Raw genomic sequence first — 13823 nt, 5'->3', positions numbered from 1 at the left:
TTCAGCCGAACGCAATGGCTGCCAAAAGGCGGCTATGACGGCGAAGCCTCGCTTGATGCTTTCGTTGCGCTCGGCGCCATGGCCGCGATCACCAAGAACATCCTGCTGATCTCGACCATCCACGTGCTCTACGGTCCGATACATCCGCTGCATCTGGCCAAGTACGGCGCCACGCTCGATCATATTTCGAAGGGCCGGTGGGGCATCAACATCGTCACCGGGCATCGTGCCGTCGAGCACGAGATGTTCGGCTGGGATCGTATTGAACACGACACGCGCTATGAGCTCGCCAGCGAACTATTCGATGTCGTCCAGCGGCTGTGGACCGATACCGAGAATTTCTCGTTCGAGGGCAAGTCACCGTGGAAAGTACACAACGGCTACATCACACCGAAACCGCTGTTCGGACGGCCGGTGCTGGTGAACGCGACCGGCTCCGAAGCGGGTATCGCGTTTGCTGCGAAGTATTCGGACATCGTGTTCATTACGAGTCCCGGTGGCGCGCATATCGATAGTGCGCTGGAAACCCTCCCCACGCATATCGCCAACATCAAGGCGCAAGCAGCACGCGTGGGCCGCACCGTGCGCACCGTGATCAATCCCGTCATCGTGAGCCGCGACACCGAGCGCGAAACGATTGAGTATGCCAATGCGATATCCCGCAACGCCATCAAGGGAGCATTCGCCGGTTATGACAGCGACGCGCACGCATGGCGCGGCCGCGGGGATGCATCGCACAAACAGGGACTTGGACTTGGCGGCAACATCGAGATCATCGGGACGCCCGAGCAAGTGGTCGAGCAACTCGTCGCGCTGAAGAAGACGGGGATCGACGGCGTGCAGCTCGGTTTCTACGACTTCCTTCCTGAACTCGGCTATTTCGGCGATCGCGTTCTGCCCTTGCTCAAGCAAGCCGGCCTCCGGCTCTGATCCGAATTTGATCAAAGTATCTCCACTCACTTACACCAAAGAGAGAACCCAATGACAACACATCGCAACTTTTATAGAAACCTCGGCCGTAGCGGCATCAAGGTGTCACCTCTGGTCCTCGGCACCATGATGTTCGGCGGCCAGACTGACGAGCCGACCGCGCGCCGCATCACGGAAAAAGCCTTCGAACAAGGCGTCAATTTCATCGATACCGCCGACGGCTACGCGGGCGGCGCCTCCGAGGAGGTCGTCGGCCGGCTGATCGCGGACCGCCGTTATAGCTGGGTGCTGGCCACGAAGATTGCCAGCCCGCGCGGCGATGGTCCGAACGATCGCGGCGCATCACGCAAGTACATCATCGAGGCCGTGGACCGTAGCCTGAAGCGTCTCGGCGGCGGTTATATCGACTTGCTGTACCTCCATCGCGAAGACCAAGACACGCCTGTCGCGGAAACGGTCCGCGCACTTGATGACCTGATTCGCGCGGGCAAGATCCGTCACTACGGGCTGTCGAATCATCGCGCGTGGAAGCTGGCCGAATTCAGCCGCACCGCCGATGCACTCGGCGTCGACCGGCCCATCGCTTCGCAGCCGCTCTACAACCTTGCAAACCGGCAAGTTGAAATCGAGCAGCTTGAAGCGGCTGATTATTATGGGCTTGGCGTTGTGTCTTACAGCCCGCTTGCGCGTGGCGTGCTCACAGCAAAGTACCAGCCTGACCAGACACCCGAAGCCGGCACGCGCGCCGGCCGGCAGGACAAGCGCCTGCAACAAACAGAATGGCGTCCCGAATCGCTGACGCTTGCGCAGCAGGTCAAGCGTCATGCCGAAGAGCGCGGCATCACACCGGGTCAATTCGCACTCGCGTGGGTGCTCAACAACAAGCTGATCACGGCGGCCATTACCGGGCCGCGCACTGAAGCGCAATGGGACGACTATTTGCCCGCGCTCGAGTATCGCTTTACTGCGGAGGACGAAGCGTTCGTGGATTCTCTCGTGACGCCGGGCCATGCGTCCACACCGGGCTTCAACGATCCGGGCCACCCGTTCTTTGGCCGTCAGCCGAGGACGTCCCTTAACACGTGAGGCCGCACGAAAGGCCGTACATGAAGCCGTATTCCGATGACTTCGGATATCAGCATCCGCCTCATATATTTACGACGAATGCTTCGTATGCGCAGTCATCGCGACTCTCTAAGATCAAGAGCTGTACTGCTTCGCAAAGGTCACGGAGCGAAGCGTTGCCCACTTCGCTCGAACCCTACTTTCCCTGGACGCGCCATGACCCAGTCGACCGAGAACACGCCCGTCAAACGTCTCTGGTACACGCGTTGCCCTGCACCCACGCCGTTTGGCATCGCCATCCAGCAAGGTTGGCTGCAGGATGAGTTTCGCAACGATGGTATCAACATCCAGGCGTTGCAGGATTCCAGCGACCCGGTGATCCGGCAATCGCACTTCACGCATTCGCAAGCGCATTCGTTTCGCCAGGGCGGCAACATCCCCGCGCTCTGGGCGCGGGCGCAAGGTGCGGACACGCGCGTGATCGGGCTCTCGTGGGTAGACGAATTTCAGGGACTGGTCGCACTGCCTTCTACCGGTATTGAAGGGCCGGCCGACCTGCGCGGACGACGCTTCGGCCTGCCGCGCAACACTCGCGCGAGGGTGGTCGACTTTCATCGTGCGACGGCGCTGCGCGGCTTCGTCACACTGCTCGGCGCGGTAGGCCTCACGCTTGACGACGTGAAACTGGTCGATCTTCCAACCGCGCCGCGTGGTCTCGCCGATGAACCCGCCGTACTCGATAGCGGAGCAGCGCGATTGCTCGCGACCGAACGTGGCCAGGAATTCAGCTTCGAAGCGCTTGCGCTGGTACGCGATGAAGTCGACGTGGTCTTCGTGAAAGGTGCAAGCGGACTGGAAGCGGCGAATCTGATTGGCGCCCGCGCGATCGTCGATCTCAGCGATCAGCCGGACCGGCTCGCCCATGCCAACAACGGCACACCGCGGCCTTTAACGGTCGATGCCGGGTTGTTGCGCGAACGCCCCGATCTGGTCGCACGCGTGCTGTCGCGAGCCATTCAAGCGGGCGAATGGGCGAGCGCGCATCCGCAGGATGCAACCGCTTACGTCGCGCGCGAAACTCGCTCGGCCGAGCATTGGGCGAAACATGCCTACGGTTCGCAACTGGCGACGCAACTACAGATTGGCCTCGATCGCAACGCGATAGCGGCACTCGATCACTTCAAGCGGTTTCTGTTCAAGCACGAATTTATTGCACAAGACTTCGATATAGCGAGCTGGATCGATCCCGTGCCGCTCGCGGCGGCCCGCGCGCTGCTGGCGGAACGACATCTCGCGGTCCCGGCGAAATAACCAGCGTAATAACTCGGCCTGATAACCGAACTGATAACCCGACCCCACTTTCACGCACCAGGATTTCATCGATGAGATTTGCGTTGCCGCCGCGGCGGTTCATTGTTGCCTGCGCGGCCTTGCTAATCGCGGGTTCTTCCCCAGGTGCAAGCGCTGCCGACGTTTCGCAGCCGGTACGCGGCGGCACGCTCAACTTCGTGGTCGATCCCGAGCCGCCTACCCTCGTCGACCTGACCAACACGGCCGTGCCGACCCTCAAGGTCAGCACGAAGGTCACCGAGGGGCTCCTGACCTACGACTTTGCCCTGCACCCCGGGCCGCAGCTCGCGACGTCCTGGTCGATCAGTCCGGACGGCCTGCAGTACACGTTCCACCTGCGCCACGGAGTGAAGTGGCACGACGGACAGGACTTCACGTCAGCCGATGTTGCTTACTCCATCGAACTGCTCAAGCGTGTGCATCCGCGCGGCAAGAGCACCTTTGCGAACGTGACGGAAATCAGGACACCCGATGTGTTCACCGCCGTGCTCGTGTTGTCCAAGCCTTCGCCCTTCCTCATCAAGGCGTTTTCGGCGAGCGAATCGCCGATTGTGCCTAAGCATGTCTATGAGGGAACCGACCCGTTTTCGAACCAGAACAACAACGCGCCCATTGGCACGGGGCCGTTCAAGTTCGTGAAATGGGTACGTGGCAGCTACATCGAATATGAGCGTAATCCGGACTACTGGGACAAACCGAAGCCTTATCTCGACAAGATAATCGTCAAGCTGATTCCGGATGCGCCGGCGCGCTCGATTGCGTTCGAGACGGGTTCCGTCGACCTGGGCGGCAATACGCCAGTACCGCTTTCCGACATCGCCCGGCTCAAGCAGAACCCGAAGCTCGGCATTGAAACGCGCGGCTATGAGTTCGAAGCCGGCGTGGTGCGCGTGGAGTTCAACCTGGGCAATCAATACCTGAAAGTGCCCGCTGTACGCCAGGCGATTGCGCGGGCAATCGATCGCAATGTGATCGCGAAGACGATCTACTACGGCTATGCGAGTGTGCTAAGCAGTCCGATTATTCCCGAGGGCCCGTATCACGATCCGACGCCCACCCCCTACCCCTTCGATGCAGCCAAGGCCAACGCGCTGCTCGATGCGGCAGCCCTCCCCCGCAACAGCGACGGCGTGCGTTTCAGCGTCATTGTTGATCCGTTGCCGATCAGCGATATTCCGCAGCGCACGGCCGCTTATCTGCGCTCGGCGCTCGCGAAGATCGGCATATCGGTGACGATTCGCAACCAGGACCTGCCGTCCTACCTCAGGCGCGTCTATTCGGACCATGACTTCGATATCGCGGTCAACGGCATGAGCAATCTCTTCGATCCGACCGTCGGAGTCCAACGTCTTTACTGGTCGCAAAGCATCCGCAAAGGTGTGCCGTTCACGAACGCGTCCGGCTACAGCAATCCGGAGGTTGACCGCTTGCTCGAGCAAGCGGCGGTCGAGCCCAACGAGGCTAAGCGCAAACAACTGTTCGGGCAGTTCCAGCAGATCGTAGGGCGTGATCTCCCCGATGTGAACCTAGTCGAGCAACAACAGGTGACCATTTACAACAGGCGCGTGCACAACCACACCACCTCGCCCGACGGCCTTGATTCGAATTTCTCCGACGTGTACCTGAGTCCCTGAACCGGAACCGATCGCATGCATTCCTCTAACTTGAAACGCGTAGCGCTGCGTTTGCGCCGCACTGGAGCGCAAGCCGTACCGACGGTGATAGCAGTCGTGGTGCTCAATTTCGCGCTGCTGCAGCTGGTGCCTGGTGACGCCGCCGATGTGCTGGCAGGCGAATCGGGCTCGGCCACCGCCGAGACCATGGCGATGATGCGCCACCACTTCGGCCTCGACCTGACCTTGTGGCAACAGTTGCTTGCATACCTGAAGCATCTGTCGCACTTCAGCCTCGGATTTTCGCCGCGCTTCAATACGCCGGTCATGACGTTGATCATGGCCCGCCTGCCGAATACGCTGATCCTCATGGTGAGCGCGCTGGTGTTCGCCATCGTGGCCGGCATTATCATCGGCGTGGCGATGGCAACCTGGGCCGGCAAGTGGCCCGATCGCGTGCTGTCGTTTCTTGCGCTAGTGCTTTATTCCATGCCCGGCTTCTGGCTCGCGCTCATGGCAATCGTACTGTTCTCGGTCAAGCTCGGGTGGCTGCCGAGCGGTGGGGACATGGCGCTCGGTGTGAATCTCAACGGCTGGGACTGGTTCGTGGATCGCGCCAGTCACGCCGTGCTGCCCGCGCTCGCGCTGGCAAGCTTCTTCGTCGCGATCTACGCCCGCCTCACCCGCGTCGCCATGCTCGAAGTCCAACGCCAGGATTATGTGCGCACCGCGCAGGCCAAGGGCCTGCATCCGCTTTTCGTGACCGTGCGCCACGTGCTGCGCAACGCCCTGTTGCCGATCACCACCGTGGCCGGCATGCACCTGGGTAATCTGCTCGGCGGCGCCGCCGTGATAGAGACCGTCTTTAGCTGGCCCGGACTCGGGCGCCTCGCGCTCGAAGCCGTACAAGGCCGCGACTACAACGTGCTGCTTGGCGTGTTGTTGCTGTCGTCCATGCTCGTGATCGTGGCCAACGTACTCGTTGATCTGCTGCACGCCTGGCTCGACCCTCGCATCGCGCTTCGTTAAAAAGTCCCCTATGTCATCTAATCACTCGCCTTTCGATTCGCCGCTCGAACACGCCGATAGTGCTCCGGTCCAGCCGGGTGCCAACCGGCTCTTGCGCGACGCCGCTGTAAAGCATGAGCGCAGTAGTTGGCGCAGCCAGTTCACCACCCTGTGGCTTGGACGATTTGGTCGCTTCGGGCGCTTTGGCCGCGGGCCGAGCGACGTTTCGCCGGAACATTCGGAAGCGCGCCGCTGGCCTGCGCTCAAAGCGCTCGCGCGCAATCCTTCTGTCGTGAGCGGCGCCGCGTTGCTGCTTGCGCTGCTTCTCATTGCACTGTTCGCCAGCAGGCTCTTTCCCGGCGATCCGCTCGATATCGTCGGGCAACCTTTGCTCGCTCCGGGACAGGACCCGCAATACTGGTTAGGCACGGACTCCCTCGGCCGCGACGTGCTCGCGGAACTCGCGCATGGCAGCCGCGCGTCGCTCGCCATCGGCGTGACGGCCGCGCTGATCGGCGTGGTGATCGGCACGCTGGTCGGCGCGCTCGCCGGATACTTCGGTGGCTGGGTCGACGACATCCTCATGCGCGTGACCGAACTATTCCAGACCACGCCGTCGTTCCTGTTCGTGATCGTGATCGTGTCGATCGGACATCCCTCCATGACAGTCATTTCGCTTGCGATCGGCGTCACCTCGTGGCCCACCATCACGCGCCTCGTCCGGGCGGAATTCCGCTCACTCGTGCAGAGCGACTTCGTGATGGCTGCCCGCAGCCTGGGCTTCGGCCACGCCCGCATCATCTGGCGCGAGATACTGCCGAACGCGCTGCCGCCCATCATCGTGACGACCTCTGTCATGGTGGCCACCGCCATTCTCATGGAGTCCGCGCTGTCGTTCCTGGGCATGGGCGACCCGAACGTGGTGAGCTGGGGCAGCATGATTGGCGACGGCCGCGAAATGCTACGCACTGCGTGGTACCTGACCGCCTTGCCGGGAGGCGCGCTCGTGCTGACGGTGCTCGCGCTGAACCTGCTCGGAGACGGCCTCAACGACGCCCTCAACCCGCGCCTCGCCGAGCGTTCATGATGAAACCAATACTGGAAGTCGATCGGCTCGCGGTGCACTTCGGCGCGCAGCATGCAGTGAACAACCTGAGCTTCATAGTGCACGAGAACGAAATGCTCGCGCTCGTCGGTGAATCGGGTTGCGGCAAGTCCACTACCGCGCTCGCGATCATGCAGTTGTTGCCATCCAGCGCCACGCTCGAAGGCAGGATCGATTTCGAGGGTCGTGACTTGGTCGGGCTGTCAAAGACGACCATGCGCTCGATCCGCGGCAACGCGATCTCGATGATTTTTCAGGAGCCGATGACCTGCCTGAATCCGGTGATGACGGTAGGAAATCAGATTGTGGAAGTGTTGCGCCGGCACGAGCCGCTATCAGCCGATGCCGCCTGGAAACGCGCAACCGAATTGCTCGATCTGGTGAGGCTGCCTGAACCCGCCAAACGTGCACACGACTATCCGCACAGTTTGTCGGGTGGCCAGCGCCAGCGCGTGATGATTGCGATGGCCGTGGCATGCCGGCCGCGCTTGCTGATTGCCGACGAACCCACGACCGCGCTCGACGTCACCATCCAGGCGCAGATCCTGCAACTGCTCGATTCGCTACGCCGCGACTTGTCGATGGCCGTGCTGCTCATTACGCATGATCTCGGCGTGGTCGGCCAGTATGCGAACCGCGTCGCGGTAATGTATAGCGGCGAAGCCGTGGAGGACGGCGCGACCCAGCGCATCTTCACGCAACCGCGTCACCCGTACACCAAGGGATTGCTGGGGGCGTCGCTCACGCTCGACCAGGATCTGCACTATCGCACGCGCCGTCTCACCGAGATTCGCACGCACATCGACACGGACACCGGCCTGCGCGACTTCTCGCTCAGCGATGAACGCATTGCGAGCGCGCCGAATATCGTCTTCACGCGCAGTCCGTATGTTCGCGCGCCGACAACGGACAACCGGGCACCGCTGCTCGCCGTGCGCGACCTCGTCACGCGTTACGACAAGGGCAATGTGGTTGACGGCGTGTCGTTCGATGTCGGGCACGACGAAACGGTCGGTCTGGTCGGTGAGTCGGGATGCGGAAAGTCCACGCTGTCCCGGACCATCCTGCGGCTGATCCAGTCGACGAGCGGCACCATCAGCCTCGACGGCCATGACATTACGCATCTGGGCGGCAGAAAGCTGCGCGCAATTCGCCCGAAGATCCAGATGATCTTCCAGGACCCGTACGCGTCATTGAATCCGCGCCAGCGCGTGCTGGATATTCTCGATGCAGCGCTGATCGTCCATGGTGTTGCTGACAAACATGAAAGGCGCCGGCGCATAGCGGACATCACGGATCGCGTGGGGCTCGCGTCAAAATCGCTGCAGCGTTTTGCGCACGAGTTTTCGGGCGGCCAGCGGCAGAGGATCGGGATTGCGCGCGCCCTGGTGCTGCAGCCGAAGCTCGTGATCTGCGATGAACCAGTTTCCGCGCTCGACGTCTCCATCCGCGCGCAAGTGCTGAACTTGCTTGTTGAGTTGAAGCAATCGCTCGGGCTCTCCTACCTGTTCATCTCGCACGATCTTTCCGTGGTTCGCTATATAGCCGATCGCGTGCTGGTGATGAACACCGGCAAGATTGTGGAATCCGGCGACCACGAAAGCATCTGGTCCCGTCCCGCGCATGCTTATACGCGCAGCCTGATCGACGCTGTTCCCAAGCCGGCGTTCAGCAGACACAGGCAGGACAATACCGCGCCACGACAAGACAACGTGGACCTGCCGTTCTCGTTTTACCGCTTCGCCGTGTGACCCGCATGATTGTCGATCACTCTGCTCATGCGGCACCCCATCCACATATCTGCACGATGAGAAACTTCATCAAGAATTGATGTTTCATGATCCTATATTTTATTGCTAAGGTTGGAGTCGCAAATAGAAATACCGTCCACCACTGATCCATCCGATCCAACTCACGGACGTGCCCGCAACGCACGTCATAGCCGATGAACGCCATAGTCCTTTCCCATCCAAGCGATCTGCTCGTCGCGTCGTCACAAATGAGTGATCGATGGTGGGCGCGTCCCGGCGTGGTCGTCTCGATCGCGCTGCATGTAGCCGCCGCGGTCGCGCTGATCGCATTGTCGGGGCATAAAGACGAGCCCAAGCCCGTTGACCATGCGATCCAGTTGGTGCTGGCGCCGCCTGAACCGCCCAAGGTGATCGTTCCACCGCCGCCTCCTCCTCCGCCCAAGGCGCCGCCGGTGAAGCTTCAGCCGCCGGCGCCCGCGCCGGTGCATCGCGCCGCGCCCGTAGCGAGACGCCTTACCGTGCCGACCACCGCGGAGAAAGCTGAGGTCGCAGCGCCGCCAACTCCGCCCGTCGATACCACGGCCAAGCCGACCACGGAAGCTGTAGCGCCGCCGGCGCCGCCCGCGCCACCAGCACGTCCGGTCCCGCACAACATCGGCATGGAGGGCATTCCGACCGATTACGTGAACCAGGTCTACGCACGGATCAACGGCAGCGCAGCCGGCCACTATCCGCGCGCCGCAAAGATGCGCCATCTGGAAGGCCGGATTGGCTACAAGCTCACGCTCAGTCCCGAGGGCAAGCTGCTCAAGCTCGACCTGCAGTCGTCGGGAGAAAGCGTGCTCGACGACGCAGCCGAGGAAGCGATCCGGGCCGCAGCACCCTTTCCGCATCTGCCCGACCTGGGCGGCTCGTCGTACCAGCTTACCGGCGCAATCGTCTACAAGTTCGGCGACTGACTTTATCGGCGACTAACCCATCGACTACTGACTTCGGCGTTGCCGTACCACTCTTTCTTAATTTACGGAGTTGCAAACATGAACGCAGCAAATCTCTCGGCGCACTTGTCGCCGTGGCATCTCTTCATCAACGCGGACGTCGTGGTCAAGGCCATCATGGTGTTTCTCGCGCTGGCATCGGTCAGTAGCTGGGCGGTTATCGCTGAAAAAATCTCGCGGTTTCGCAGCCTGCGCCGGCGCGCCGGCGTCTGGCTCGATCTGCTCGGTAGCGGCCGTTCGCTCGTCAAGCTCTCGGCCTCGGTGCAGAAGCACCCTGCAGACCCGTTTTCGCGCATCTACGCCGCTGTGCTGGGCGAGTGGCGGCAAACCCACGACCAGAACCTGCAAGCCACTCACCGGGGCGCTGATGGCCTCAAGGAACGCATCAACCGGGTAGCGGGGATTGCCACGAACATCGAAATCGGCAAGCTGCAGCGCGGATTGTCCATTCTCGCCACGGTCGGTTCGGTATCGCCGTTCGTGGGCCTCTTCGGCACGGTGTGGGGCATCATGAATTCGTTCCAGGGGATTGCCGCGTCGAACAATACGAGTCTGTCCGTCGTGGCGCCGGGGATTGCCGAAGCGTTGTTTGCCACGGCACTCGGGCTTGTCGCGGCCATTCCTGCCGTGATCGCGTACAACCGTGCGTCGGGAGACCTGAACGATTACGCCAGCACCCTGAGCACGCTGACCGGGATTGTGGAAGTGCAGTTGTCGCGTCAGGTCGACGCGGGCGACGCCACCGTCGATGCCGCCGATGGCGACAACCGGTCCAGGCAGCAAGACAAGCAGCAGGACAAGGGCGTGCAAGCAAGCGGCGCAGATGTTCGATCGATTGCGACTCAGGGAGCCTGATCATGGCCGTCAAGCTGTCGAACAATCGTGGGGGAGTAGGCGGCGTGCCACCGGTCAGCGAGATCAACGTGACACCGCTTGTCGACGTGATGCTGGTGTTGCTGATCGTCTTCATGGTTGCCGCGCCTCTCATGGCATCCGGCGTGAAGGTCGACCTGCCCACCAGCAACGCGAAGCCCTTGAGCGAGGAGAAACCGCCCATCGCGGTCAGCCTGAACGCGGCGGGCAAACTGTATGTCGACAAGACAGAGGTCACGAACGCCTCGCTGGTCGGCGCGCTCACCAGCGCCACAGAAGGCGACAAGACGCGCCGCATCAATATCCGTGGTGACAAGGGGCTGGCCTATGGCAAGGTGATCGAGGCAATGGGCGAGATCAACGACGCGGGATTCTCCAAGATTGCTTTGGTATCCGAACCGCCTCAAACCCCTTAAGCGATGCCGTCGACACGTCGCGACTTCATCCGCCGGGCGCTGCTTTCAGGCGCCGCTCTTTCCTCTGAATTGACTAGCCGGCTCACCACAGCGGCCACCTTGCCCGCGGTATCGAAACGTGGCGGTACGCTGCTGGTAGCCCAGTATCCGGAGCCGCCCACCCTCACCAGCGCTTGGACAACAGCGGGTCCCGCGCAGTCCGTTTCCGGCAAGATCTTCGACGGCCTGCTGACTTACGGTGCCGGCATGACACCGCGGCCACAACTGGCCACGCGCTGGGAAGTGAGCAGCGATGGACTGACGGTGACCTTCCACTTGCGCTCCGGCGTGTCATGGCACGACGGGAAGCCTTTTCACGTCCGCCGATGTCGCTTTCTCGCTGATGCAAATCTGGAAGAAGTATCACGGCCGCGGACGCTCCACCTTCGCGAATGTCATTGCCGCCGATTCACCCGATCGCCTCACCTCCATCTGGCGCCTGTCAAAACCCGCGCCTTACATCTTGAGCGCGTTGTCGTCGGTTGAATCCCAGGTCGTGCCGCAGCATCTCTATGCCAACCGCGATGTTCTCTCGAATCCCTATAACAACGCGCCGGTGGGAACCGGACCGTTTCGCTTCGTGCGCTGGACGCAAGGCAGCGAAATCGTACTCGATCGTAATCCTGACTACTGGGACACGGGAAAGCCTTTTCTCGACGGTGTCGTGTTTCGGATTCTTCCGGAAGCCAACGCGGTGGCCGCCGCACTCGAGACGGGAGCCGTGCATATGGCACCGAGCGGCACGATACCGCAAAGCGCCATAGGACGCCTTGGCCGCGAGCCGTCGCTCAAGGTGACCGAACATGCCGCGAATTACTCGGTTGGCTTGACGGTGCTCGAATTCAATCTCGACCGCCCGTTATTTCGCGACCCGCGCGTGCGCCAGGCATTCGCTCACTGCATCGATCGCGAGTTCATTCTCAAGAATATCTTTTACGGCTACGGCGAAGTGTCGAACTCGCCGATACCTCCCGGCATGCCCGCGTTCCATGCGGCCGACGTACCGCTGTATCAGTACGACCTGAAGCGCGCTGAGGCTTTGCTCGACGCGGCTGGTTTCAAGCGTGGAACGGATGGCATACGCATGGCGTTCCAGAACGATCCCTTGCCAATCGGCACTTCAATACTCTCGGCGCAATTCATTCGTGCGACGCTTGCAAAGATAGGCGTGCGCATGTCGATTCGCTCAAGCGATTATGGCGAGTTCGTCAATCGCGTCTACAATCGGCGTGATTTCGATACCACGCTTAATGGTGCAACGGCCGGCCCGGATCCTGCAATCGGAACACAGCGCTTCTACTGGTCGGCCGATTTTCAACCGGGCGTGGCGTTTTCCAACGGTGCGCATTATCACAACCCGGAAGTTGACCGCCTGCTGGAAGCGGCGCAAGTGGAAGTGGACCCGGGCAAGCGCCGGGCGCTCTACGCTTCGTTCCAGTCGCTCGTGCAAACCGACCTGCCGCGTATCCCGCTCATCTCTCCGGACACCGTGTTGTTGACAAACAGGCGCGTCAACGACGTACTCGTTTCTGCTGAGGGAATCTACGGCAACCTCGCTTCCACAACGCTCGCCCCGGCCTGAATTCGCCGGGGCAATACCGCCTCTAGACGATCCTTCTCTTTCGATCAGGCGGCTCTCGAAAATTCAATCTCTTCTGCGAGTTGCCGGGCCAGCTCGAGCGGCTCACGCAAGATCCACTCGTCGTAGGCGAAATCGGCCTGAAGGAAACCTTCGCGCAGAAGGAACGCCTTCTGCTGGCGCAATCCTTCCACGTAGAGGTCCGAGAGCAAGGGCGTGAACTGCCTATGCAAGTTTGGACCAAAGCCTCGCCGCACTGCCTGCGTCGTACTCCCGGTTTCTGATGCAATAGCCGTGACCACCTCTTCGGGATGATCGGCCGCCCACTGCGCGGTGCGCAGCAACACGGCGAGATAGCGCGCGACCACGTCCGGATGTTTAAGTGCGAGGGTTCGGTCGACAGTGATGGGGCGCGGCGTGCCCGCGTTGACACGCACCAGCGGGTCCGGGTTGGCGTTGATGTCGAAGATCGGCCGCAAGCCGTGCTCCGCGATCAGCGTCGCGCTGACCGCTCCTTTCGCGTAGATCGCATCCACGGTGCCGTCGAGAAGTGCAGCAGCAACCACGTGAGGCCGGCGCGGCGCATTCGCGTCCTGCTCACGCAAGTCGAAGCCGCCCGCCGCCACGTCCACGAATTCCACTTGCTCGCGCGTGAGCTCACCGAGTTCGAGCGCAGTGAGAAGTCCGCGTAAATCCTGCGCGCGGCTGACATCCACAATAGGCGTCGCGTGCAGCGGCAAGCCAAGGCGTCGTCCCTTCAGTCCTGCCAGATCGCGGATATCGCTGTCTTCGTGCACAAGGATCAGCTGTTCCTCGTCCACCCACGTAATGCCGACTACCGCCGTGTCACGGCCGTTCGCCCTCGCCCATATCGGCGGGACGTTGCCGCCCTCTCGAAACATTCCAGCATGCGTGTGATCGAAATGCGAATTGCGCACGGCCTGGTCGTCGGCCGCCCTGATCGATTTGAGCGCAATGCCAATTCTTTCGAATTCACGGTGCAGCCAGCGAAAATGCTGGGCAATACCCGACGTGGTCGGCACCGGGCAACGCGTGTACCACAGCTCTGAGACTGAATCCTGACTCATGGTCTTGT

Annotated in this window: 12 protein-coding genes and 1 pseudogene; 12 read left to right on the top strand and 1 reads right to left on the bottom strand. The window is 61.5% G+C overall.

Annotated elements, in window-relative coordinates:
- From ACMX25_RS32540 to ACMX25_RS32485, 12 genes and pseudogenes are all read left to right on the top strand, one after another.
- A partial coding sequence (locus ACMX25_RS32540; protein WP_414954014.1) for an LLM class flavin-dependent oxidoreductase occupies positions 1 to 930 on the top strand: 930 nt, incomplete at its 5' end.
- 51 nt (positions 931 to 981) lie between these two features.
- Positions 982 to 2016, top strand: coding sequence for an aldo/keto reductase (locus ACMX25_RS32535; RefSeq protein ID WP_414954013.1), 1035 nt, complete (start codon positions 982 to 984; stop codon positions 2014 to 2016).
- A gap of 195 nt (positions 2017 to 2211) precedes the next feature.
- Positions 2212 to 3306 (top strand): ABC transporter substrate-binding protein, encoded by a 1095-nt coding sequence (locus ACMX25_RS32530; RefSeq protein WP_414954012.1) that lies wholly within the window; start codon positions 2212 to 2214, stop codon positions 3304 to 3306.
- Positions 3307 to 3377: 71 nt separating this feature from the next.
- A complete protein-coding gene (locus ACMX25_RS32525; RefSeq protein ID WP_414954011.1) occupies positions 3378 to 4979 on the top strand; it encodes an ABC transporter substrate-binding protein in 1602 nt (533 codons plus the stop codon).
- 15 nt (positions 4980 to 4994) lie between these two features.
- Positions 4995 to 5987, top strand: a complete 993-nt coding sequence (locus ACMX25_RS32520; RefSeq protein ID WP_414954010.1) for an ABC transporter permease — start codon at positions 4995 to 4997, stop codon at positions 5985 to 5987.
- A 10-nt stretch (positions 5988 to 5997) separates the two neighbouring features.
- Positions 5998 to 7053: an ABC transporter permease gene (locus ACMX25_RS32515; RefSeq protein WP_414954009.1), complete on the top strand. Its 1056-nt coding sequence runs from the start codon at positions 5998 to 6000 to the stop codon at positions 7051 to 7053.
- Positions 7053 to 8822, top strand: a complete 1770-nt coding sequence (locus ACMX25_RS32510; RefSeq protein WP_414954016.1) for an ABC transporter ATP-binding protein — start codon at positions 7053 to 7055, stop codon at positions 8820 to 8822. The genes ACMX25_RS32515 and ACMX25_RS32510 overlap by 1 nt, the downstream gene beginning before the upstream one ends.
- Before the next feature lie 194 nt (positions 8823 to 9016).
- Positions 9017 to 9781, top strand: coding sequence for a TonB family protein (locus ACMX25_RS32505; protein ID WP_414954008.1), 765 nt, complete (start codon positions 9017 to 9019; stop codon positions 9779 to 9781).
- A 78-nt stretch (positions 9782 to 9859) separates the two neighbouring features.
- Positions 9860 to 10675 carry a protein TolQ gene (gene tolQ, locus ACMX25_RS32500; RefSeq protein WP_414954007.1) on the top strand — a complete coding sequence of 272 codons (816 nt, stop codon included), beginning with the start codon at positions 9860 to 9862 and terminating at the stop codon, positions 10673 to 10675.
- Positions 10676 to 10677: 2 nt separating this feature from the next.
- Positions 10678 to 11109, top strand: a complete 432-nt coding sequence (gene tolR / locus ACMX25_RS32495) for a protein TolR (protein WP_213765475.1) — start codon at positions 10678 to 10680, stop codon at positions 11107 to 11109.
- Positions 11110 to 11112: 3 nt separating this feature from the next.
- Positions 11113 to 11472 (top strand): annotated as a pseudogene (locus tag ACMX25_RS32490) (ABC transporter substrate-binding protein); the annotation flags it as partial.
- A 19-nt stretch (positions 11473 to 11491) separates the two neighbouring features.
- A complete protein-coding gene (locus ACMX25_RS32485; RefSeq protein ID WP_414954006.1) occupies positions 11492 to 12730 on the top strand; it encodes an ABC transporter substrate-binding protein in 1239 nt (412 codons plus the stop codon).
- Positions 12731 to 12774: 44 nt separating this feature from the next.
- On the opposite strand, the gene ACMX25_RS32480 is transcribed toward ACMX25_RS32485, so the two are convergent.
- The gene (locus tag ACMX25_RS32480) at positions 12775 to 13815 is read right to left on the bottom strand and encodes an ABC transporter substrate-binding protein (RefSeq protein ID WP_414954005.1); all 1041 of its coding nucleotides are present in this window, start codon (positions 13813 to 13815) and stop codon (positions 12775 to 12777) included.
- Positions 13816 to 13823: the final 8 nt, after the last annotated feature.

Origin of the sequence: Caballeronia eucalypticola (genome assembly GCF_047608185.1) — a bacterium.
GTDB lineage: Bacteria > Pseudomonadota > Gammaproteobacteria > Burkholderiales > Burkholderiaceae > Caballeronia.
Note: the sequence above shows the minus strand (reverse complement) of the source record. Positions and strands in the feature narration are given on the sequence as shown.